At 64.7% G+C, this 21,412-nt stretch carries 19 protein-coding genes; 10 read left to right on the top strand and 9 right to left on the bottom strand.

What is annotated here, in order from left to right; genetic code table 11:
* Window positions 1-30: 30 nt before the first annotated feature.
* The gene (locus tag AB5Y80_RS18815; RefSeq protein ID WP_183148552.1) at window positions 31-1,266 is read right to left on the bottom strand and encodes an MFS transporter; all 1,236 of its coding nucleotides are present in this window, start codon (window positions 1,264-1,266) and stop codon (window positions 31-33) included.
* Between the two features lie 215 nt (window positions 1,267-1,481).
* Between AB5Y80_RS18815 and AB5Y80_RS18810 the strand changes: the two genes are divergently transcribed.
* A complete protein-coding gene (locus AB5Y80_RS18810) occupies window positions 1,482-2,231 on the top strand; it encodes a hypothetical protein (RefSeq protein WP_041215335.1) in 750 nt (249 codons plus the stop codon).
* Between the two features lie 9 nt (window positions 2,232-2,240).
* Here the strand turns inward: AB5Y80_RS18810 and AB5Y80_RS18805 are convergent, their stop codons facing one another.
* The 3 genes from AB5Y80_RS18805 to AB5Y80_RS18795 all read right to left on the bottom strand — a co-directional run bounded on the left by AB5Y80_RS18805 (window position 2,241) and on the right by AB5Y80_RS18795 (window position 5,853).
* Window positions 2,241-2,702, bottom strand: coding sequence for a DUF2919 domain-containing protein (locus AB5Y80_RS18805; protein WP_041215334.1), 462 nt, complete (start codon window positions 2,700-2,702; stop codon window positions 2,241-2,243).
* 144 nt (window positions 2,703-2,846) lie between these two features.
* Window positions 2,847-3,794, bottom strand: coding sequence for a magnesium/cobalt transporter CorA (corA, locus tag AB5Y80_RS18800; protein WP_005301617.1), 948 nt, complete (start codon window positions 3,792-3,794; stop codon window positions 2,847-2,849).
* Between the two features lie 415 nt (window positions 3,795-4,209).
* Window positions 4,210-5,853 (bottom strand): electron transfer flavoprotein-ubiquinone oxidoreductase, encoded by a 1,644-nt coding sequence (locus AB5Y80_RS18795; RefSeq protein WP_368173353.1) that lies wholly within the window; start codon window positions 5,851-5,853, stop codon window positions 4,210-4,212.
* A 126-nt stretch (window positions 5,854-5,979) separates the two neighbouring features.
* Here AB5Y80_RS18795 and AB5Y80_RS18790 point away from each other — a divergent pair, with 126 nt between their 5' ends.
* From AB5Y80_RS18790 to aroG, 5 genes are all read left to right on the top strand, one after another.
* Window positions 5,980-6,729: an electron transfer flavoprotein subunit beta/FixA family protein gene (locus tag AB5Y80_RS18790; protein ID WP_201872575.1), complete on the top strand. Its 750-nt coding sequence runs from the start codon at window positions 5,980-5,982 to the stop codon at window positions 6,727-6,729.
* A 103-nt stretch (window positions 6,730-6,832) separates the two neighbouring features.
* The gene (locus tag AB5Y80_RS18785; protein WP_042017251.1) at window positions 6,833-7,762 is read left to right on the top strand and encodes an electron transfer flavoprotein subunit alpha/FixB family protein; all 930 of its coding nucleotides are present in this window, start codon (window positions 6,833-6,835) and stop codon (window positions 7,760-7,762) included.
* Window positions 7,763-7,986: 224 nt separating this feature from the next.
* A complete protein-coding gene (serC, locus tag AB5Y80_RS18780; protein WP_010674452.1) occupies window positions 7,987-9,075 on the top strand; it encodes a 3-phosphoserine/phosphohydroxythreonine transaminase in 1,089 nt (362 codons plus the stop codon).
* Window positions 9,076-9,245: 170 nt separating this feature from the next.
* Window positions 9,246-10,526: a 3-phosphoshikimate 1-carboxyvinyltransferase gene (gene aroA / locus AB5Y80_RS18775; protein ID WP_041212941.1), complete on the top strand. Its 1,281-nt coding sequence runs from the start codon at window positions 9,246-9,248 to the stop codon at window positions 10,524-10,526.
* 197 nt (window positions 10,527-10,723) lie between these two features.
* Entirely contained in the window at window positions 10,724-11,779 is a 1,056-nt protein-coding gene (aroG, locus tag AB5Y80_RS18770; protein ID WP_041212942.1) for a 3-deoxy-7-phosphoheptulonate synthase AroG, read from the top strand.
* A gap of 86 nt (window positions 11,780-11,865) precedes the next feature.
* Here the strand turns inward: aroG and AB5Y80_RS18765 are convergent, their stop codons facing one another.
* A complete protein-coding gene (locus tag AB5Y80_RS18765) occupies window positions 11,866-12,588 on the bottom strand; it encodes a TerC family protein (RefSeq protein WP_103259990.1) in 723 nt (240 codons plus the stop codon).
* 117 nt (window positions 12,589-12,705) lie between these two features.
* Between AB5Y80_RS18765 and AB5Y80_RS18760 the strand changes: the two genes are divergently transcribed.
* The 3 genes from AB5Y80_RS18760 (at window position 12,706) to AB5Y80_RS18750 (ending at window position 15,971) form a co-directional block, all read left to right on the top strand.
* A complete protein-coding gene (locus AB5Y80_RS18760; protein ID WP_368173352.1) occupies window positions 12,706-13,821 on the top strand; it encodes an ATP-NAD kinase family protein in 1,116 nt (371 codons plus the stop codon).
* Between the two features lie 107 nt (window positions 13,822-13,928).
* Window positions 13,929-14,207, top strand: a complete 279-nt coding sequence (locus tag AB5Y80_RS18755) for a YfcL family protein (RefSeq protein ID WP_010674457.1) — start codon at window positions 13,929-13,931, stop codon at window positions 14,205-14,207.
* A gap of 99 nt (window positions 14,208-14,306) precedes the next feature.
* Window positions 14,307-15,971, top strand: a complete 1,665-nt coding sequence (locus AB5Y80_RS18750) for an AMP-binding protein (protein WP_045524988.1) — start codon at window positions 14,307-14,309, stop codon at window positions 15,969-15,971.
* A gap of 792 nt (window positions 15,972-16,763) precedes the next feature.
* Here AB5Y80_RS18750 and cdd read toward each other — a convergent pair.
* The 3 genes from cdd to AB5Y80_RS18735 form a co-directional block, all read right to left on the bottom strand.
* Window positions 16,764-17,645, bottom strand: coding sequence for a cytidine deaminase (gene cdd, locus AB5Y80_RS18745; protein WP_010674459.1), 882 nt, complete (start codon window positions 17,643-17,645; stop codon window positions 16,764-16,766).
* A gap of 226 nt (window positions 17,646-17,871) precedes the next feature.
* Complete coding sequence (locus AB5Y80_RS18740; protein ID WP_010674460.1) at window positions 17,872-18,558, bottom strand: LrgB family protein; 687 nt, start codon at window positions 18,556-18,558, stop codon at window positions 17,872-17,874.
* On the bottom strand, window positions 18,555-18,914 hold the full coding sequence (locus tag AB5Y80_RS18735; RefSeq protein WP_010674461.1) for a CidA/LrgA family protein: 360 nt from the start codon (window positions 18,912-18,914) through the stop codon (window positions 18,555-18,557). Before AB5Y80_RS18735 ends, AB5Y80_RS18740 begins: the two co-directional genes overlap by 4 nt.
* A gap of 130 nt (window positions 18,915-19,044) precedes the next feature.
* Between AB5Y80_RS18735 and AB5Y80_RS18730 the strand changes: the two genes are divergently transcribed.
* Window positions 19,045-20,760, top strand: coding sequence for a glycoside hydrolase family 36 protein (locus tag AB5Y80_RS18730; protein WP_368173351.1), 1,716 nt, complete (start codon window positions 19,045-19,047; stop codon window positions 20,758-20,760).
* A gap of 58 nt (window positions 20,761-20,818) precedes the next feature.
* Here AB5Y80_RS18730 and AB5Y80_RS18725 read toward each other — a convergent pair whose 3' ends face one another.
* Complete coding sequence (locus tag AB5Y80_RS18725; protein ID WP_039038881.1) at window positions 20,819-21,325, bottom strand: hypothetical protein; 507 nt, start codon at window positions 21,323-21,325, stop codon at window positions 20,819-20,821.
* Between the last annotated feature and the right edge of the window lie 87 nt (window positions 21,326-21,412).

The following is a 21,412-nucleotide window of genomic DNA, read 5'->3' as shown; positions in this document are numbered from 1 at the left end:
TATGGGGTCCGGATTCTTCTGATCCGGTGCTCACTGACTTCCTTGTCTGGCGGTGCCAGAGGCAGGATTATTGTTATCTCTTGTGCGCTTCAGGCCCCGGATGAGGAACCAGACACCGGCGCAGGCCACCAGGGTGCACGCAATGTTGATCCAGGCCAGGGTGGGGAAACCGTGCAGGGCGCCCCCCTCGTCGGAGACCAGATATCTGGCGGAGAGCAGGCTGCCGAGGCCCGCTGCCACATTGGTGACTGAGCCCTGGAAAGACATGAAGGCGGCGCGCTGATGGGGGGCCGGAATGGCCGCCGTGACCGCGAGGGTGGTGCTGGCACGGGCGGAGCTCAGGGCCATGAAGAGGGTGAACAGCAGATAGAGAGGCAGGCCTGCCGGCAAGGCAAAGCCCACCAGGGTGATCAGGGCCAGGGCCAGGCTGGTGAGCAGGATGGCGCCCTGGGCGCGGCCCTGATCGATCCAGCCGCCGCACAGGCGCATGGTGGCCATGCTGGCAAGACCGCCGCACAGATAGAGGCTGGCGATCTGCTCGCGCGGGAAACCCAGGTTGAACTGGAAGTAGTTGGCAAAGTGCGGAATGAGCAGGAAGTGGCCGAACATCTGCAGGCAGAGGATGAAAAGGGCTCCCTGGCAGAGCGGTGACCCCAGCAACTGGCGCATCCCCTGGCCTGCCGGGGCCCGGTTGACCGGCAGGGACGGCAGCCAGATCGCACACAGCAGGGCCAGCAGCAGGCCGCCAGCACCAAACAAGAGGAAGGGGCTCTGCCAGCCAGACCACTGGGCCAGCACGAGGGCCGCGGGCACGATCAGAATGGCGGCCAGGGAAAACGCCATGCCCACGTAGGCGAGACGGCGGCCCCGCTCGGCGGGCGGTACCAGATCCAGCACCGCCGCCATCAGGATGGCCCCCAGGGGGCCGGCCACACAGCCGGACAGGATAAAGATCAGCAGCAGGGTCTGGCTATCCTCGGCCAGGGCGCAAGCCATCAAGAGCAGGAAGCGCAGGACCAGCAGTACCAGCAGGGCGGGTTTGCGGTTGACCCGATCGAGCCAGGGGGCGGCCAGGAGGCCCAGCAGAGCGGCGCCCAGGGTGGCGCCGCCGCTGAAGTAACCTGTCTGCTCCGGCAGCATCCCCAGGCGGGTTACCAGTTCCGGGCCAAGGGGCATCACCATCATCATGCAGCCCATGGAGAGCATGTTGATGAGCAGCGCCAGGTGGATGGCGGCAGGGGTGGATGCGACGGATTCTGGCTTCATCAGAGGCTGACTCGAAAAAATGAGTCCGAATTGTATCCGAGGGTTTTTGTTGTGACAACAAATGATAACCATTTTTATTTGTATTGTTTGGTATCTTAACGAGTCTTTATCAGGTGCCTCTGTGTGGGGTTGCATACCAGGCCCGTTGCAATCGGGGCGCCATGGACCATGATGGCAGGAAGCGAGAGGGTGGCGGTGAACGCCGGGAGGAGAAGATGCGCGCTGGATCAGGGTATTGGGGGCTGGGGTGCTGCCTGTTGCTGGCATTGCCCCTGAGGGCCGAAGTGAAGGTCATACCGGTATTCGAGGCGGATGCCGCGGTGCAGACGCTCAAGGAGATCTACCCGGATCTCGGGGTGAGCGCCATGGGCAACCAGCTGGTACTGAGCGGAACCCCCGCCCAGTTGCAGGAGGCCGAGCGTACCCTGGCGCAAGTGAACCAGCCGCCCCAAAGCCTGCTCATCGAGTGGCGGGTGGATGGCGCCTCCAGCAGTCAGCAGGCCGGAGTGGGGCTGGGCCTGGATGCCAAACGGCAGTGGCTGCTGGAGGGGGATGCCCGGCACTATGAACGCAGCCAGAGTGACAACTGGCAGGTGCGCGGCCTCTCCGGGCGGCCCGTGTTGTTGCAGATGGGGTCCTATCAGCCGGTCACCTTTTACCAGTGGCAGGGGGGAAGGGTGGTGGGCATGATGCCGCTGATGAACGGTCTCTACGCCACCGCGACCCTGATAGGGGACAGGGTGCAGGTGGCCCTCAGCAGTGAACAGGCAAGAGTGGAGCGGGGCAACATACACACCGGCCAGAGTGCCACCGAGGTGAGCGGCGCCCCGGGCCAGTGGCTGACGGTGGGGGAGCTTTCCACAACCCAAGGCAGCCGGGAGGCCGCGATCGCCAATCCATCAGGCATGGGCAGGGCCAGCGGCAGCGAGCGCCAGACTCTGCAGATCCGGGTCACGCGCCAGTGAACCAGCCTGTCAGTGGGGCTGATCCAGGGCGTAATCCCGCAACTGGCGGCTTCTCAGCAGATACCAGAGCGCCCAGAGGCTGGCGATGAGCACCAGGGCGGTGGACCAGTTGAACGACCACTGCTGCAGATTGAGGCTGTGCAGTTGCATCAGCAGGCCACTGACGGCAGAGCAGAGCAGCAGCAAGGGGCTGTGGCGTCTGAGCCAGGCTCTGGCACTGTGGGTCTGGCGATGGGTGCCGCCGCAGGCGAGCAGCGCCAGCATGGCGGGCACGTCCGTCAGCAGGCTGATATAGAGGGTGAGCTTGTCCGGGTAGAAGAGGGTCAGGATGGCGCTGCCACTCTCCCGGGTGACCCCCGCCATCAGAAACAGCCAGACCGAGCGGGTCAGCAAGAGGGCGATGGGCCAGAACCAGAGCGGGGGGCGCAACTGGCCGTGATCGTCGTAACGGTGTTCGGGGTAGAGGGTCATGGTGGCCCGGTATCCATTCATGCAGTGCGAGTGATGAAGGGGATATGGGGCACAGGGCAGGCCATTGCAAGGCCGGCAACGGCCGGGAATTAATCGGGGGGCCATGCCCCCCAATCCGCAGTCTTTAGTTGCCGGGTTCCGGCGTCACAGCCAGCCTTTTCGCTTGAAGAAGAGACCGGTGCCCAGCGATGACATCACCATCAGCACCAGAGAGAGGGGGTAGCCGTATTCCCAGGCGAGCTCCGGCATGCGACCGAAGTTCATGCCGTAGATGCTGGCGATGAGCGTCGGCGGCAGGAAGATGACCGCGGCTACCGAGAAGATCTTGATCACCTTGTTCTGCTCCAGATTGGTCACCCCCATGGAGGCCTCCAGCTGGAAGTTGATCTTGTCGAACAGGAACTGGGTATGGGGCAGCAGGGATTCCACATCGTGCAGCATCTCGTCGATCCACTTGTTCTGCTCCCCCGTCATGCGCTGGCGCAGACTGCGTTTGAGGAAGCGCAGGGCGCGGCGGGTATCGTGCAGGGAGAGACGGATCTGGCCGTTGGCCTCTTCCTGGGCCATCAGCTCCTTGAGCATGGGGTTGATCTGGTCCGGCTCGAAGATCTGATCGGCGGTGTTCTCCAGGGTCTTGTAGCCATCCTCGATGAGATCCGAGAGGTACTCCACCTTGAGGTTCTGCACCTCCAGCAGGATGTCGAGGGCGTCTTCGACCTCCAGCCTGTCCTGGCGCATGTAGTGGCGCAGCAGACGCACCAGGCCGATGTCATCCTCGCGGATGCTGATCAGCAGGTTGTTGCGCAGGGTAAAAGAGACGTGCACACCCTTGGTGTCACGGCCGATGCGCTGGGGAAACAGGGAGTGGATGTGCAGACCGTCGGTGTCCCAGTAGAAGCGGGCGGATGCCTCGATGTCATCGAGCTCCTCCTTGTCCGGCACCTCCTCCAGGAACAGGCCCGTCAACCATTCTCGCTCCGCTGTGTCCGGCTTGTAGGCATCCAGCCAGACGGTGTTGTCGGGAACGATGTCATCCGGCCCGAGCGTGACTATGTCCAGCACCTTGTTGTTGAGAATGTAGGCGGTGATCATCTGTCCCCCCTTAAGAAGTCATGGGTAATCAGGGATGGTTGCACAGGTTCATGCGGCCTTAGATCGCACGGAAAGCGATCCCATGAAATAGCATAACGAGGCCGATGGACAACCTGAATGCGGCGAACTATACAGGGGCGGGACCCGCTTGTCAGGGCCTATTCATCAGGGGTTCAGCCTGTTCGCTCAAAAAAGCGGCGAGGTCGGATCAGCCACGCCGACCTCGAAACGGGCGATCCCGACGTCGCCTCCTTTCTTCGCCCTGGAGTGGGGGAGGGCCCGAGCTCACCGGCGGGAATGGCGGGTTGCTGGTCGCCCTGCGACAGCCTCCGGCCAAGCGCAGAAAACGGTCTCCGTGCGGTGTTCCGGGGCTGCGTCTCCTTGTTATCTGCTCTGGTTTGCGTGGGCAAGCCTGTTACAGATTGGGATAGTTGGGGCCCGAGCCGCCCTGGGGCGGCGTCCAGACGATATTCTGGCTGGGATCCTTGATGTCGCAGGTTTTGCAGTGAATGCAGTTGGCGGCGTTGATCTGCAGCCTTGGCCGGGTATCCCCATCGAGGATCTCGAACACCCCCGCCGGGCAGTAGCGCTGGGCGGGTTCCGCCCAGGTGGGCAGGTTGACCTCGACCGGAATGCGCGCGTCCTGAAGGGTCAGGTGACAGGGTTGATCCTCGTCGTGGCTGGTGCTGGCCAGATAGACGGAAGAGAGCTTGTCGAAGCTGAGCTTGCCGTCGGGTTTGGGGTAGTCGATGGGCTGGCAACGGCTGGCCAGGCGCAGCTGGCGGTAATCCGGTTCCTTGTCCAGCAGAGTAAAAGGAGAGGTCAAGGCAAAGAGTCGCTGCTCCAGCCAGTTGAAGGCGCCGCCGAGCCAGGGGCCGAAGCGGTGCAGGGCGGCCCCAACGTTGCGGGCCCTCTTCAGTTCCCGGGTCAGCCAGCTTTGCAGCAGCGCGTCCTGAAACTCGGCCAGATCCCGTCCCCCTTCATCCCCTCCTCGCAGTGCCATGGCGACCGTCGCGGCCGCCACCATGCCTGACTTCATGGCGGTGTGGATCCCCTTGATGCGGGAGAAGTCGAGGGTGCCCGCGTCACAACCGATGAGCAGGCCGCCGGGAAAGTGCATGCGCGGCAATGAGTGCCAGCCCCCCTTGGTGATGGCCCGTGCGCCGTAGCTGATGCGCTCGCCCCCCTGCAACGTTGCCGCGATGAGGGGGTGGTGCTTGAGACGCTGGAATTCGTCAAAGGGGCTGAGCCAGGGATTCTGGTAGTTGAGATCGACGATAAGGCCGACCGCCACCTGATCCTGGGCCAGATGATAGAGATAAAAGCCCCCCTGACTCTTGTTGCCCTTTCCCTCACCAAGGGGCCAGCCGCTGCCATGGAGTACCCGCCCAGGGTGGGATTGTCCCGCAGGCACCTGCCACACCTCCTTGAAGCCGATGGCGTAATGCTGCGGCTGGGCGCTATTTTCCAGATGGAATCGGGCGATCAGCTGTTTGCCGAGGTGGCCGCGCGCCCCTTCGGCAAACAGGGTATAGCGGCCATACAGGGCCATGCCGGGCACGTGATCCGGCTTGGGGTTGCCCTCCTTGTCGAGACCAAGATCGCCGGTCACCACCCCGCGTACCCGGCCCTCCTCCACGATGAGGGTGCTCGCCGCAAAGCCCGGGTAGATCTCGACACCGAGGGCCTCGGCCTGCTTGCCGAGCCAGCGGCAGAGGGTGCCGAGGCTGATGATGTGGCTGCCGTCGTTGTGCATGCGGGGTGGCACCGCCCAGTGGGGCAGCTGCAGGGAGCGGCTGTCGCTTTGCAGCAGATGGACCTGATCATCCGTCACCGGCACGCCGAGGGGGGCTTCCTGCCAGCTCTCTGGCAGCAGCTCCCTGAGGGCGACGGGATCGAGCAGGGCGCCGGAAATGACGTGGGCACCGATCTCGGCCCCCTTCTCCAGCAGGCAGACCGAGAGGGCCGGGGCCTGCTGCTTCAATGCGATGGCGGCGCTCAGGCCTGCCGGGCCGCCACCGACGATGACGACATCAAATTCCATTGCTTCGCGTTCCATCTTGCCTCTGCGCTCGACTTGGCCTAGGGTAGTGCTGGTAGTTTACGTAAACGTAAACCACTTTGTCAGCAGAAAAGTGAGTGACGACAAGGTGGACCCACACAACAGGTATGAGGGATGACCGCCATGAAGCTGCTGGTCGCAGTCAAACGGGTCGTTGATTACAACGTCAGGATCCGGGTCAAGGGGGATGGCTCCGATGTGGAGCTCGCCAATGTGAAGATGGGCATCAACCCGTTTTGTGAAATCGCGGTGGAGGAGGGGGTCAGGCTGCGGGAAGCCGGCGTGGCATCCGAGCTGGTGGTGGTGACCTTCGGCCCCGAGGCGGCGGCCGAGCAGTTGCGCCATGCCCTGGCGCTGGGGGCGGATCGGGCGCTGCACTATGTTACCGACGAGACCCTGACTCCGCTCACCGTGGCCCGGGCCCTGCAAACGGTGTGCGGGCAGGAGCAGCCCGATCTGGTGCTGCTCGGCAAGCAGTCCATCGATTCCGACAACAATCAGGTAGGGCAGATGTTCGCCGCCCTCAATGACTGGCCGCTTGCCACCTTCGCCTCCGCCATCAGGCTGGTGGAGGGGGAATTGCAGGTGACCCGCGAGATAGACGGTGGCCTCGAGACCCTCGGCATGGCGCTGCCCGCCGTGGTGACCGTGGACTTGCGCCTCAACGAGCCGCGCTTCGCCTCCCTCCCCAACATCATGAAGGCCAAGCGCAAGCCGCTGGAGAGCCAGCCGTTCGCCGCCCTCGGGGTAGTGCCGGCCGGCCAGACACGGCAGCTCGGAGTGATGGCGCCACCGGTGCGCAGCGCCGGCATCAGGGTGGGCTCGGTGGACGAGCTGCTGGACAAGCTCAAGCACGAAGCCCGGGTGCTCTGATGGGCAGGGGCATGAGAGGGATGCCTCCCGCAGGCGTGAGCGCCATGCATGGGGCAGCGGCCCAGGGGAGCAAGGGATCAATGGATGACATGAAGGTGCTGCCATGAGCGTACTTGTGATTGCGGAACATCATCAGGGGCGGATCGCCGACAACCTGGCCCAGCTGGTCACGGCGGCGGGGCGCCTGGGGGGCGAGGTGCACCTCTTGCTGCTGGGGCAGGGGCTGACGGAGGCGGGGGAGCAGGCCGCCGCCCTCACGGGGGTAAACCGGGTGCTGCTGGCAGAACATCCCATGCTGGCGGAGGGGCTCAACGACGGGGTCGACAGACTGCTCGCCGAGGTGGCCAGGGACTACCAGCACTGCCTGATGGCGGCCAGCAGCCAGGGCAAGGATCTGCTGCCGCGGGTGGCGGCCAGGCTCGGGGTGGAGATGATCGCCGAGGTGACCGGCATCGAGGGGCCCGACACCTTCCTGCGTCCCATTTATGCGGGGAACGCCATCGCCCGGGTGGCAAGCAGCGCCCCCGTCAAGGTGCTCACCGTGCGGCCCACCGCGTTCGCCAAGGCCGGGTCCGGGGAGGAGCGTGCCGTGATGGAATCGCTGCCGGTGGCTGAGGTGCGCTGCCGTACCCGGCTCATCGAGCGGCGTGCGGTGCGCTCCGCCAGACCCGAGCTCGGGGCGGCCCGGGTGGTGGTCTCCGGCGGGCGGGCACTCGGCTCGAAAGAGCACTTTGCCCTCATCGACGCTCTGGCGGACAAGCTGGGGGCTGCCGTCGGGGCATCGCGGGCCGCCGTGGATGCGGGTTATGTCTCCAACGACCTGCAGGTGGGGCAGACCGGCAAGGTGGTGGCCCCCGAGCTCTACATCGCGGTGGGCATCTCGGGCGCCATCCAGCATCTGGCGGGGATGAAGGAGTCCAAGGTGATCGTCGCCATCAACAAGGACGCCGAGGCCCCCATCTTCCAGGTGGCGGACTACGGTCTGGTGGGGGATCTCTTCACTCTGCTGCCTGAGCTCACCGCCAAGCTGTAAATTTGCCACAAAGGGGCGAACAAAGCCGTCCGTGCTGTCTCGCCCCCGTTTCCATGCATATTCTCTGCAAGCCCTGGCCCGTTCAGGGCTTTTGTCTGATGAGTGCCCGGTGGCGCCGGGGCAAAAGGTTGCGCTGGATCCCAAAAAGCCTTTGCCCCCACGGGGGGCTGTCGTGTAAAAACGTTCGAGTCACCGATCACACACATCCATTCACGGAAAGCGTCATGAGCAAACAGATTTACAACTTCTGCGCCGGCCCCGCCATGTTGCCGGTTGAAGTCATGGAGCGCGCCCAGCGCGAATTTTGTAATTTCCAGGGGCTGGGAGCCTCGGTCATGGAGCTTTCCCATCGCGGCAAGCCCTATATGGCGGTCGCCGAGAAGGCCGAAGCGGACCTGCGCGACCTGCTGGCGGTGCCGGACAACTACAAGGTGCTCTTCATGCACGGCGGTGGCCGCGGCCAGTTCTCCGCCGTGCCCATGAACCTGCTGGGTGGCGCCAACAAGAAGGCGGATTACCTGGTGACCGGCGTCTGGGCCCAGAGCGCCGTGGATGAAGCCCAGAAATACGGTGACATCCAGACCTTCCAGGGGGTAGCCAAGAACGAGCAGGGGGTCTCCCACCTGCTGCCGACGCCGGCGTTTCGCGCCGATGCCGCCTATGTGCACTACTGCCCGAACGAAACCATCGATGGCATCGAGATGTTCGACATCCCGGCCACCGGCGATGTGCCCCTGGTGGCGGATCTCTCCTCCACCATTCTCTCCCGTCCCCTCGACGTGAGCCGCTTCGGCATCCTCTACGCCGGTGCCCAGAAGAACATAGGCCCCTCTGGTCTGGCCATCGCCATCGTGCGCGACGACCTGCTGAACCAGGCCCGCGCCGATGTGCCGTCCATCTTCGACTACCAGCTCACCGCCAAGAACGACTCCATGTTCAACACGCCCCCCACCTACGCCTGGTACCTGGCCGGTCTGGTGTTCGAGTGGCTCAAGGAGCAGGGTGGCCTGGCGGCGATGGAAGCACGCAACAAGGAGAAGGCTGACTTCCTCTACGGCTACCTCGATCAGTCGAGCTTCTATGGCAACAAGGTGGATGTGGCCTGCCGCTCCCGCATGAACGTGCCCTTCCAGCTGAAAAACGAGGCCCTGGACAAGCTGTTCCTGGCGGAGTCGGAAGCGGCCGGTCTGCTGGCTCTCAAGGGACACCGCATCGTCGGTGGCATGCGCGCCAGCCTCTACAACGCCATGCCCTTGGAAGGGGTCAAGGCCCTGGTCAGCTTTATGGATGACTTTGCCAAACGCCACGGTTGAGGCGTGTCTCCCCATTGCCAGACGCTGGGGACTCCCCGGCGTCTGTTTTTCAGACCCATCCTGACCCAGGCTGCCCTCTCCCGCGGTCGTGCCACTGTCGAACTTGCCGCGGGGGACGCAGGCTGTTAACGTCCGGTCAGGTGATTTAATTGAGATCGAACAGGAAGTCTATGAATTCGTTGCGTTTGGAACCCATTTCTAGCGTGGCCGGGGTGGTCAATCTGCCCGGCTCCAAGAGTGTCTCTAACCGGGCCCTGCTGCTGGCGGCCCTGGCCCGGGGCACCACCCGGCTGACCAACCTGCTCGACAGCGATGACATCCGCCACATGCTGGCGGCGCTGACCCAGCTCGGCGTCAAGTACAAGCTCTCCGCCGACAAGACCGAGTGCACCGTGCACGGTCTGGGCCGCAGCTTCGCGGTCTCGGCGCCGGTCAACCTGTTCCTCGGCAATGCCGGTACTGCCATGCGCCCCCTGTGTGCCGCCCTGTGCCTGGGCTCCGGCGAGTACACCCTGGGCGGCGAGCCGCGCATGGAAGAGCGCCCCATCGGCCACCTGGTGGATGCCCTGCGCGAAGCGGGTGCCCACATCCAGTACCTGAAGAAAGATGGCTATCCGCCCCTGGTGGTGGATGCCAAGGGGCTCTGGGGTGGCGATGTCCACATCGACGGCTCCGTCTCCAGCCAGTTCCTGACGGCGTTTTTGATGGCGGCCCCCATGGCGGCCGGCGACACCCGCATCCACATCAAGGGGGAGCTGGTCTCCAAGCCCTACATCGACATCACCCTGCACATCATGAAGCAGTTCGGGGTGGTCATCGAGCACGACGACTACAAGGTGTTCTACATCAAGGGCAACCAGACCTATGTCAGCCCTGGCGACTTCCTGGTGGAAGGGGATGCCTCCAGCGCCTCCTACTTCCTCGCGGCGGGCGCCATCAAGGGCAAGGTGCGGGTTACCGGCATCGGCAAGCACAGCATCCAGGGGGACATCCACTTCGCTGACGTACTGGAGAAGATGGGGGCTCGCATCACCTGGGGCGATGACTTCATCGAGGCCGAGCAGGGGCCGTTGCACGGCATCGACATGGACATGAACCACATCCCGGATGCGGCCATGACCATCGCCACCACGGCGCTGTTTGCCGAGGGCACCACCACCATCCGCAACATCTACAACTGGCGGGTGAAGGAGACCGACCGCCTGCACGCCATGGCGACCGAGCTGCGCAAGCTGGGCGTGGAAGTGGAGGAGGGGCACGACTTCATCACCGTGATCCCGCCCGCACAGCTGACCCACGCGGCCATCGACACCTACAACGATCACCGCATCGCCATGTGCTTCTCCCTGGTGGCGCTCTCCGATACGCCGGTCACCATCAATGATCCGGGTTGCACCTCCAAGACCTTCCCGGACTACTTCGACAAGCTGGCCAGCGTCAGTCAGGCCTGAGCCCTTTCGGCCCGCTTCGTGCGGGCCTTTTCATCTCTGCCCCCCGCTTTTTTCATGCCTCCTAGCAGCATTATGCAAACTTGCAAGGTGCGATAATAAAATTCCTTGTCGAAGAATGTAATTTTCTATTTACACCGACCCGGCACAGGGCTAGATTGAGATCTCTTTATCGCAGTCATCTAGCAGGAAACTTGGTCATGCAGCATCAAACCGACGACGTTCGTATCAGTGAAATCAAAGAGTTATTGCCCCCGGTTGCGGTGCTTGAGAAGTTTCCGGCGACCGACACCGCCTCGGCCACCGTGTTTGAATCCCGTCAGGCCATCCACAACATCCTGGCCGGCGACGATGATCGCCTGCTGGTGGTGATCGGCCCCTGCTCCATCCACGATCCGGTCGCCGCCCTGGAATACGGCAAACGCCTCAAGGTGCTGCGCGACGAGCTGAAAGATCAGCTGGAGATCGTGATGCGGGTCTACTTCGAAAAACCCCGTACCACAGTGGGCTGGAAGGGGCTGATCAACGACCCCTACCTCGACAACAGCTGCCAGATCAACGACGGCCTGCGCCTGGGTCGCAAGCTCTTGCTGGATCTCAACGACATGGGGCTGCCGACCGCCTCCGAGTTCCTCGACATGATCACCCCGCAATACGTGGCGGATCTGATGAGCTGGGGTGCCATCGGCGCCCGTACCACCGAATCCCAGGTACACCGCGAGCTGGCCTCCGGTCTCTCCTGCCCGGTGGGCTTCAAGAACGGCACCGACGGCACCATCAAGGTGGCCATCGACGCCATCGGCGCCGCCAGCGCCCCGCACCACTTCCTGTCGGTGACCAAGTACGGCCATTCCGCCATCGTCTCGACCGCTGGCAACCCGGACTGTCACATCATCCTGCGCGGTGGCCGCGAGCCCAACTACAGCGCCCGTCACGTGGATGAGGTGGTGAGTGGTCTGGACAAGGCCGGTCTGCCCCAGAAAGTGATGATCGACTTCAGCCACGCCAACAGCAGCAAGCAGTTCAAGAACCAGATGCTGGTGGCCGAGGACGTGGCCGGTCAGCTGCGTGCCGGCAGCAAGGCGGTGTTCGGCGTCATGGTGGAGAGCCACCTGGTGGAAGGGCGTCAGGATCTGGTGGACGGGTGCGAGCTCACCTTCGGCCAGAGCATCACCGACGCCTGCATCGGCTGGGCCGATACCGAGGTGCTGCTGCGCAACCTGGCGGACGCCGTGGCCGCTCGCAACGCCCTCTGAGCCCAAGGCGCCCCGTTGGCGGGACAATAAAAAAGCGCGACCCTGGGTCGCGCTTTTTGTTTGGCCATCTCTGGGCAGGTCGCGGTTTACTTGGCCCGCTCCTGGTGGCTGCGCAGGCGGATGTTGATCATCTCCACCACCAGCGAGAAGGCCATGGCGAAGTAGATGTAACCCTTGGGAATGTGCAGATCCAGCCCTTCGGCCATCAGCGCCACCCCGACCAGAATAAGGAAGGAGAGGGCCAGCATCTTGATGGTGGGGTGGGTATCGACGAAGTCGCCGATGGCCTTGGCGGCAAACATCATGACGCCGACGGCGATGATGATGGCCAGCACCATGACAGGGACATGATCCGCCATGCCCACGGCGGTGATGACGGAGTCCAGGCTGAAGATGATGTCGAGGATGGCGATCTGCACCAGGGTGGACAGGAAGCCCGCGGTCTTGCTCACCACACCCGCCTCTTCGGCGGCCCCTTCCAGGCTCTGGTGGATCTCGTGGGTGCTCTTGGCGATGAGGAACAAACCCCCCACCAGCAGGATGAGATCCCGTCCCGAGATGGCTTCCCCCAGCACGGTGAAGAGGGGCTCGGTGAGGCGCATCACCCAGGCCAGGGAGAGCAGCAGCAGGATGCGGGTGCCCATGGCGAGCCCCAGCCCCAGGATGCGCGCTTTCTGGCGCTGGGCTTCCGGCAGGCGACCCACCAGGATGGAGATGAAAATGATGTTGTCGATGCCGAGCACGATCTCGAGCAGGGTCAGGGTGGCGAGCGCGACCCAGGCGGAGGGGTCAGCAATCCATTCCAGCATGATTGAACCTTGGTTGAACAGTGATTGAGGTAGAAGCCGCGCATTTTAGCAGGGGGTCATGGCTTGTCCCAGTGGCGGGAAAAGATAAAAATGGCGGCGATCCAACAGGAGGGAAACATGTTTCGATTAGGGCTCATCATCAACCCCGTCGCCGGCATCGGCGGGGCCGTCGGTCTCAAGGGCAGTGACGGTATGGTCGCCGAGGCGCTGGCGCGCGGGGCCGTCCCCAAGGCCCGGGAGCGGGCCCGCCAGGCCCTGTTGCCCCTGTGCGAGCTGACCACGTCATTCGAGCTGCTGACGGTGGCCGGTGAGATGGGGGAGACGCTTGCCGCAGAGCTCGGGCTGCCCCATCGCATTGTCCATCGGCCTGCCGGGGCGCAGACGAGCGCCGAGGACACCCGGGCTGCCGCCCTGGCCCTGCGCGATGCCGGGGTGGATCTGCTGCTCTTCGCCGGTGGCGATGGCACCGCCCGTGACATCTGCGCGGCGGTGGGGGAGTCCTGCCATGTGCTCGGCATCCCGGCGGGGTGCAAGATCCACTCCGGGGTCTACGGGGTGACGCCGGCGGCGAGCGGCCGGGTGGCGGCCAGAATGATCGCAGGGGAGCTTCTGAGCCTGGTGGATGCGGAGGTGATGGACATCGACGAGGAGGCGTTTCGCGCCGGCAAGGTGCGCGCCCGCCACTACGGCCAGCTGCTGGTGCCCGGGGATCTGCGCTACGTGCAGGCGGTCAAGCAGGGGGGGCGGGAGTCCGAGGAGCTGGTGCTCGCCGATCTTGCCGCCGGTGTGGTGGAGCAGATGGAGCCCGATACCCTCTACCTGATGGGGTCGGGGAGCACGGTGGCCGCCTGCATGGGGGAGCTGGGTCTGGAAAATACCTTGCTCGGTGTGGATCTGGTGGAAAATGGCCGGCTTATCGGGCAGGATCTCTCCGCCGCCGAGATCCTGACCCGGATCCGCGGCCGTCGCTGCCGTCTGATCATCACCCTGATCGGCGGTCAGGGACATCTGTTCGGGCGCGGAAATCAGCAATTGAGTCCAGACGTGATCCGGGCCGTCGGGCGCGAGCATATCCAGGTGCTCGCCACCAAAGCCAAGCTGGCGGCGCTAGAAGGCCGTCCGCTGCTGGTGGACACCGACGATCCGGTACTGAACCGGTCGTTGAGTGGTTATCTGCGCATAACCACGGGATACAAGGATCAGGTCATCTACCCGGTGGCCAACCCGGAATAGGACATCAAGGATGCGGCTGGCCTGGCGCCAGAGAGCCGCGATCAACCGGATCGCGGTTCCACTCCCCGAATTTTTTGCCGGCAACCCCGGAAATGAGGCTGCGTTAAATGACGATTCACGATTTTGAACACAAGTTGTTGGGACTGATCGACGCCATGGTCGCCACGGCCAGCGAAGACGAGCTGTTTGCGGGTGGCTATCTGCGAGGGCACATCTCCCTTGCGGTGGCGCGCGCCGAGCTGGAGGGCAAGACCCTGGTGCGGGACGTTAAGAGCTATGTGCTGCGCAGCCTGAACGAGGCCATCTTGCAGGGTGAGCTCTCCGAGCAGGACGAGGTGCTGGTGCAGGAGATGTGGAAGCGTCTGCAGGCCCAGGCGGAAGCTTGATCCCATTCGCAGTTCAAACACAAGTTTAAGTAATCTGCTTCCCTGAGTGTTATCAAAAGGTTAATAATGAGGCTCGCCTTTTGTTTCAGGGATTAAACCATGGCCTCCACCTCACGCATTGCCACCAGACTGCCGCTCGAGATGCTCTATCACTGGGAGCGGCAGTGTCCCGACCGAATCTATCTGCGTCAGACCATCCACCGCGAATACGTCGACTTCACCTGGGGTGAGGTTGCCGACGAGGCGCGGCGCATGGTGACGGCACTGCGCGCCCTGGGCCTGGTGCCCGGTGACAAGGTGGCCCTGCTCTCCAAGAACTGCGCCCAGTGGTTCATCGCCGATCTGGCGATGCAGATGGGGGGATACGTGAGCGTGCCCATCTACCCCACCGCCAACGTCGACACCATCGAATACGTGCTGCGCCACAGCGAAACCAGGGCGATCTTCGTCGGCAAGCTGGACGACTGGAAGAGCCAGGAGGCGGGGGTGCCCGGGGATCTGCTGCGTATCGCCCTGCCTTACGACACCATGCCGGCCGCCCACCAGTGGGACGATCTGCTGGCGCAATACGACCCCATCCCGGACAGCCCGGTGCAGGCGCCGGATGCCCTGCTGAGCCTGGTCTACACCTCCGGCAGCACCGGCAAGCCCAAGGGGGCCATGCTGAGCGTGGAGCGCTATGCCTGGTCCTGCGAGAAGCTGGTGGAGGCGGTCTCCCTCACCGCCGAGGATCGCGGCTTCTCCTACCTGCCCCTTGCCCACATCACGGAGCGGGTCTACATCTACGGCGGCAGCCTGTTCAGCGGTGCCACCATCGCCTTCCCCGAATCCCTCGACACCTTCATCGAGGACGTCAAGCGCTGCCGTCCCACCGTCTTCATCTCGGTGCCGCGGCTCTGGGCCATGTTCCGCATCAAGATCCACGAGAAGCTGCCCCAGAAAAAGCTGGCGCTGCTGCTCAAGATCCCCCTCGTCTCCAGCCTCATCAAGAGCAAGCTGCAAAAGGGGCTGGGGCTGGATCAGGCGCGGGTGCTGGGCTGCGGCTCGGCGCCGGTGGCCCCGGCGCTGCTGGAGTGGTACCACAGCATCGGCCTCGAGATCACCGAGGCCTGGGGCATGACCGAGAACCACGCCTACTCCACCCTCAACTACCCGTTCCGGGCGGACAAGATAGGCACCGTCGGCAAGGCCGGGCCCGGGGTGACCATCAAGATCTCCGACGAGGGGGAGATCCTCTGTCGTTGCGACGGCATGATGGTGGGCTACTACAAGGATCCCGAGCACAGTGCAGAGGCCATCGACGCCGAGGGCTGGCTGCACACCGGTGACATGGGCAAGCTGGACCGGGAGGGTTACCTCACCATCACTGGCCGCATGAAGGACGTCTTCAAGACCGCCAAGGGCAAGTACGTGGCCCCGGTGCCCATCGAGGGGATGCTCGGGCAGGAGCCCATCATCGAGCAGCTCTGCGTCATCGGCTACGGCATGCCGCAGCCGGTCGCCCTGGTGCAGCTCGCCGAGAGCGCCATGAAGGGGGACAAGGCCGGGGTGGAGGCCCAGCTGGAGGCTGCCCTCAATCGGGTCAACGACAAGCTGGAATCCCATGCTCGCCTGCGGGGCATCCTGGTGGTCAAGAGCCCCTGGAACATCGAGAACGGGGTGCTGACCCCCACCATGAAGATCCGCCGCCACCTGCTGGAACAAAAATACGCGGACATCGGCGAGCGCTGGTCCGGCAGCCAGCGCATCCTGTGGGAGTCCTGACAGGGGTCGGTGCCGCCATATCGGCCACATCAATGACAGTCGGGGGAGCCAGTGGCTCCCCCGCTGTATTTCAGGGGGAAGCAAGCCGACAGGGGGCTGGGGCATTGACCCCTTACCCGAGGTTTCCCGCCGCCATGCCGCCCCGCGTCGAGGGAACGGCAGGGAAAGGTATTTGCAAAATCCATGGATAGGGGTGATCCCAGTGGCTGGGCGAATGCATCTTGGGGTCACACACAGGGGCCGCCAGGGGCGGGGGCGGGGCATTGACCCCTTCCCCGACGTTTCCCGCTGCCGCCATACCGCCCCTCATCGAGGGAACAGGCAGGGAAAGGTATTTGCAAAATCCATGGAGAGGGGTGATCCCAGTGGTTTGGCAAATGCATCTTGGGGTCACACACGGGGGCCGCCAGGGGCGAGGGCGGGGCATTGACCCCTTCCCCGACCTTTCCCGCCGCCGCCATGCCGCTCCGCGCCGGGGGAATCGGCAGGGAAAGGTATTTGCAAAATCCATGGAGAGGCGGGATCCCAGTGGCTTGGCAAATGCATCTTGGGGTCACACACGGGGACCGCAAGGGGCAGGGGCGGGGCATTGGCCCCTTAACCTGGGCTTCCCGCCACCGCAGAGGAGGTCTGCCAATAAGGTCATCGGAGGGAGACCGCCCTCACATGGGGCAGGGGGGCATCTGATGCACGGCGCCAGAGGCGCAGAGAAAGGGGGTGAGGGGCAGGATGAGAGCCGCAGAGAGCAAGAAGGGGAGCCGCAGCTCCCCTTCCCGTTGGCGGATGCCGGGGTCAGACGGCTTTGTACTCAAGCTCGACTGAACCCAGCGCCTTCAGGGTGGACTGGGCCGAATCCCGCTGGCTGATCTGGCCATCCTTGCTCTCCAGCAGCACGGCGCGGCGCACGGTGGCGAGATCCTCGCCACCCAGCACAGCGTGGGCGCAGGCCATCTGCATCGGCGGCAGGCTCGGGTTGAAGGCGGCGTTCTCGGCATAGCGGCCGCAGAAGATGCGCCCGTCCTCGAACTGCAGCGCTACCGCGGCATAGCCCTGGCTGTAGGGGGCATAGCTCTGGCGGGCGGCGGCGAGCGCAGCCTGCCACAGGGGGTCGTCGCTCTCGAGCACCAGCTCGTCGTGAGCCTGGGGGCTCATCAGGGCATCGGTGATCTCGAGATCGGCGGGGCCGAAGGAGTGGGGCAGGAAGGATTGCAGCTCGCTGAGATCGTCCGGCAGGGAGACCTTCAGGGTCTTGGCGGTGCTCAGCTCGTTCATGAACTGGCGGCAGTGGCCGCAGGGGGTGTAGTTCACGGTGATCTCGGAGATCCCGGTCTCGCCACCCAGCCAGGCGTTGGAGATGGCGGACTGCTCGGCGTGGACCGAGTGGAACAGCCCCTGGCCCGCGAACTCCATGTTGGCGCCAAAGTACCAGGTGCCGCTCAGGCCGCAGGCGATGGCGCCGACGAAGAACCTGGAGATGGGGGCCACCGAGCAGGCGGCCGCCAGCGGCAGCAAGGCCAGACGCAGGGCCCTGTCATCCAGCCCGGTGGCGGCTTTCAGGGTCGCGACCTGGTCCGGGGTGAAACGGGCCTGGAAATCGTCCCCCAGCATGGGCAGCAGGGCGGCCTGGAGCGGGGCGGAAAGGGTCTCGAATGGCTTGGCAAAGCGGGGATGCATACTGTGTCCTCAAAGGCCAATTGGGGGGCCATTGTAGGGAGCAAGCGCGGCGAATTGTGTGAGCGCGCTCACGCCTTGATGGGCAAAGGGGCGGGGATGGTAAAGGAAACGTTTGTCTTTCGCAATCTGTGCGCCAGCTCCCGGCATCAGGGAGGCGAGGGTATCGGATGGAAACGGTGAAAGGGCACAGAGGCCATGGCCGCAGGGGCGGCCATGGCAACGGGGATCAGGTCAGCCAGTGGTAGAGGGCGAACAGCAGGGGGGCAATGGCCGCGGTCAGCACACCGCACACCACCATGGCCAGCGACGAGAAGGCGCCCTGGGTCACTCCCTGCTCGGCGGAGGCGGCGGTGCCGATGGCGTGGGCGCAGGCTCCCATGGCGAGCCCCTGGGCCTCGGGGTCGGTGACCCGCATCAGCTTGAGCAGGGGATAGCCCACCAGGGCCCCCAGGATCCCCACCACCACCACCACGGCGGCGGCGATGGCGGGAATGCCGCCGAGGGACTGGCTGACGCTCATGGCGAGCGGCGTGGTGATGGACTTGGTGGCGATGGAGGCGAGCAGCGCCGGATCCGCCCCCATCAGGTGGCCGACCCCCAGGGTGGTGCAGACCGAGATGAGCACCGCGGTGAGGGTACAGGCCAGGATGGGTGTGAGCTTGTCGCGGATCTGGCGTGCCTGCTGGTAAAGCGGCAGGGCCAGGGCCACCACGGCGGGTTCCAGCAGGGCGGTGAGGGGCGAGGCCCCTTGCTGGTACTGATCCAGGGGCAGATCGAGCCAGAGCAGCAGGCCGATGATGACGGCGGTGGGGATCAGCACCGGATTGATGACGGGCCAGGGCAGGCGGCGGTAGAGGGCCCGGGTCATGAAATAGAGGGCCAGGGTGAGGGGCAGGGCGAACCAGAGGATCATGGCTTGTTCATCCTTTGATAGAGGTGGCCGACCGCGCCCAGGATGAGCACGATGCCGAGCACGACGCAGAGCATGATGAGACCGAAGGATTGGCGCAGGGGCTCGAGCCAGGCCACCAGGCCCACCGCCACCGGCACGAACAGCACCCCCATGTGGCGCAGCAGCAGGCCGCCCCCCAGCTCGACCCAGGAGAAGCGGACGATCTGCAAGGAGAGCAGCACGAACAGCAGCAGCATGCCGATGATGCTGCCGGGGAAGGCGAAGGGCAGGATGGCCGCCACGGCCTTGCCTGCCAGCAGACAGGCGATGATGACCAGAAAATCACGAAGGTAGCGCAGGGTGCGTTGCAGCAGCACGGGGGCCTCATCTTGGCAAGTGTGAGCGAGGTCGCAGTTTAACAGGCACGGGGGGGAGGGAACAGGGTCAACTGGCCCGCAGGGGATACAATGGCCCCGGCTTCATCCCCATTCACAAGAAGGAGTTCCCATGTCGACCCCCTCTCTCCTGGCCCGGTTGCGCCAACTGCCCGCCGATCCCGCCCTCCCTGACGCCCTGCTGCAAACCCGCCAGTGGGAGGGGCCGCTTTGCCGGGTGAGGCTTGACAACACAGGGAAGCAGTCCGAGGCCGTCCACCACTGGCGGCTGTTTGAGGGGGATCTCGGACTTGCGCCCGACGCGGCCATCTACGGGGAGGGGTTCCAGATGCTGGCCCAGACCGGGGGACGCTGGAACGCCCCCGAGCACCTGGGCCGCTGCCCCGATGCGTCTGTCTATCGCATCACCGCCGACCATGGCTACCACACGGTGCACAACCTGCTGCTGGTGGCGCAGGAGGGGGGCTGGCTGCTGCTGGCCTTTGCGAGTTGCCAGCGCTTTGGCGGGGAGTTTCGCCTCCATCCCGACGGGCGCCTCGAGATCGTAATGAACACCGAAGGGCGCACCCTGGCGCCGGGTGCGCACTGGCAGAGCGAGGCGCTGATCTGCCTGGAGGGGCCGGACAGGGAGGCCCTGCTCGCGACGCTGGCGCAGCATATCGCCGCCGAGCACGGCTCCCTGGTGGGGGAGGTGCCCACGCGCCCGAGCGGCTGGTGCTCCTGGTATCACTACTACGCGAACGTGAGCGCGGCGGACATTCGCGAGAACCTGGCGGTGCGGGCCGAGCGTTTCCCGGCCCTGCGCTACGTGCAGATAGATGACGGCTATCAGGCCAGGATGGGGGACTGGCTCACCCCTTCCGCCAAGTTCGAGGAGGGGGTGGCGGCCCTGGCAGGGGAGATCCGCGCCGCCGGTTGCGAGCCTGCGCTCTGGGTCGCCCCCTTTATCGCCGAGCCCGGCTCCCGAGTGTTCCAGGATCACCCTGACTGGTTCGTGAAAGGGGAGGATGGCCTGCCGCTCCCCTCGGAGCGGGTCACCTACGGGGGCTGGCGTTGCACCCCCTGGTACGTGCTGGATGGCACCCACCCCGAGGTGCAGACGCACCTGGAGCAGGTATTTCGCACCCTGCGTACCCAGTGGGGCATTCACTACTTCAAGCTCGATGCCAACTTCTGGGGGGCCATCCACGGTGGGCGCTTCCACGACCCCGCCGCCACCCGGGTGGAGGCCTATCGGCGCGGAATGGCCGCCATCCTGCGCGGCGCCGGGGAGGGGGCCTTCCTGCTCGGCTGCAATGCGCCGCTGTGGCCGAGCCTCGGCCTGGTGCACGGCATGCGGGTGAGCGATGACGTGGAGCGCCAGGGCCCCCGTTTTCGCCAGATAGCGCGAGAAGCCTTCTGCCGCGCCTGGCAGCACGAGCGGCTCTGGGTGCTGGACCCCGACTGCGTCTGCCTGCGGGATATTCCGGGCCAGCACGGGAGCCGCGCCGAGTACGACTTCCACCTGGCCGCCCTGGTGGCGAGCGGTGGCATGGTGCTGGCGGGGGACAGATTGCAGGATCTGGACGAGGCGCAAGGGGCGCGCCTTGGCAAGCTGCTGGCCCTGTGCGCCGCGCGCACCCCGGCGGCCCGCTTCGAGGGGATGGCATTCGAGCGCGGGCGGGTGGCGCTGCCCGGGGGCGGCGAGCTGCTCTGCCTGTTCAACTGGGGGGAGCACGCCTGCGAGTTCCCGTTGGCGCCGGGGGGCACGGACTTCTGGGACGAGACGCCCCTGGGGAGCACCCTGGTGCTGCAAGGGGGGCAGGGGGCGGTGATCCGCTACCCCTGATGGCGTTGCACTGCAAAAAGGCTCCCGAGGGAGCCTTTTTTACGTGGCGAAATGGTCTCTAGAAGTGCCACTCCATCCCGATGGCGTAATTGGCGGAGCCATAGCCCGGGATCTCGTTGCTGGAGGCGAGCGCCTTGACGGTGAGGCGGGTTGTCAGGGGGATGCCGAGCCCCATGCCGATGGCGATCTCGTCGCTCTGATCCCCCATCATGTCCACCCGCAGGGTGCGATAGAGGGAGAGATCCTGGCTCATCTGGGCATAGATCTGGGACGACTTGTTGTAGAGCTGGCCGAACACCTCCATCTGGAAGCCGTTTTGCGGCGTGATGGCCAGGGGAATGCCGGCGAAGCGGTAGAGATCCGAGTGGTTGAAATAGCTGTTGGTGATTTGCGGGGTGAAGTCGGTCTGCTGGTAGAGGGTGCTGAAATTGCGCTCGATGAGCCGGTAGGTCTGCTCCGGCAGGCGCAAGAGGTAGTCTGGCACCTCGAACCGGGCGCCAGCGAGGGCGGCCTGGGGCAGCAGGGCACAGGCTACGAGTGTCAAAGCAGGCAGAGCTGAACGCATAAAACGAGAGTTCCCCAACAGTCGAAAGCACGGCATCCATGCCGTCAGCGCATCTAAATATTCACACTATCAGGAGCTTGGGCTCCC

This window comes from Aeromonas sp. R2-1, from assembly GCF_040908425.1.
Taxonomy (GTDB): domain Bacteria; phylum Pseudomonadota; class Gammaproteobacteria; order Enterobacterales; family Aeromonadaceae; genus Aeromonas; species Aeromonas caviae.
This window is presented reverse-complemented; position numbering and strand designations above follow the sequence as displayed.

Excerpts from the sequence above, each read along its gene's own strand:
- AB5Y80_RS18815 (WP_183148552.1), bottom strand. The coding sequence starts at position 1,266 with ATGAAGCCAGAATCCGTCGCATCCACCCCTGCCGCCATCCACCTGGCG.
- AB5Y80_RS18810 (WP_041215335.1), top strand. The coding sequence starts at position 1,482 with ATGCGCGCTGGATCAGGGTATTGGGGGCTGGGGTGCTGCCTGTTGCTG.
- AB5Y80_RS18805 (WP_041215334.1), bottom strand. The coding sequence starts at position 2,702 with ATGACCCTCTACCCCGAACACCGTTACGACGATCACGGCCAGTTGCGC.
- corA (WP_005301617.1), bottom strand. The coding sequence starts at position 3,794 with ATGATCACCGCCTACATTCTCAACAACAAGGTGCTGGACATAGTCACG.
- AB5Y80_RS18795 (WP_368173353.1), bottom strand. The coding sequence starts at position 5,853 with ATGGAACGCGAAGCAATGGAATTTGATGTCGTCATCGTCGGTGGCGGC.
- AB5Y80_RS18790 (WP_201872575.1), top strand. The coding sequence starts at position 5,980 with ATGAAGCTGCTGGTCGCAGTCAAACGGGTCGTTGATTACAACGTCAGG.
- AB5Y80_RS18785 (WP_042017251.1), top strand. The coding sequence starts at position 6,833 with ATGAGCGTACTTGTGATTGCGGAACATCATCAGGGGCGGATCGCCGAC.
- serC (WP_010674452.1), top strand. The coding sequence starts at position 7,987 with ATGAGCAAACAGATTTACAACTTCTGCGCCGGCCCCGCCATGTTGCCG.
- aroA (WP_041212941.1), top strand. The coding sequence starts at position 9,246 with ATGAATTCGTTGCGTTTGGAACCCATTTCTAGCGTGGCCGGGGTGGTC.
- aroG (WP_041212942.1), top strand. The coding sequence starts at position 10,724 with ATGCAGCATCAAACCGACGACGTTCGTATCAGTGAAATCAAAGAGTTA.
- AB5Y80_RS18765 (WP_103259990.1), bottom strand. The coding sequence starts at position 12,588 with ATGCTGGAATGGATTGCTGACCCCTCCGCCTGGGTCGCGCTCGCCACC.
- AB5Y80_RS18760 (WP_368173352.1), top strand. The coding sequence starts at position 12,706 with ATGTTTCGATTAGGGCTCATCATCAACCCCGTCGCCGGCATCGGCGGG.
- AB5Y80_RS18755 (WP_010674457.1), top strand. The coding sequence starts at position 13,929 with ATGACGATTCACGATTTTGAACACAAGTTGTTGGGACTGATCGACGCC.
- AB5Y80_RS18750 (WP_045524988.1), top strand. The coding sequence starts at position 14,307 with ATGGCCTCCACCTCACGCATTGCCACCAGACTGCCGCTCGAGATGCTC.
- cdd (WP_010674459.1), bottom strand. The coding sequence starts at position 17,645 with ATGCATCCCCGCTTTGCCAAGCCATTCGAGACCCTTTCCGCCCCGCTC.
- AB5Y80_RS18740 (WP_010674460.1), bottom strand. The coding sequence starts at position 18,558 with ATGATCCTCTGGTTCGCCCTGCCCCTCACCCTGGCCCTCTATTTCATG.
- AB5Y80_RS18730 (WP_368173351.1), top strand. The coding sequence starts at position 19,045 with ATGTCGACCCCCTCTCTCCTGGCCCGGTTGCGCCAACTGCCCGCCGAT.
- AB5Y80_RS18725 (WP_039038881.1), bottom strand. The coding sequence starts at position 21,325 with ATGCGTTCAGCTCTGCCTGCTTTGACACTCGTAGCCTGTGCCCTGCTG.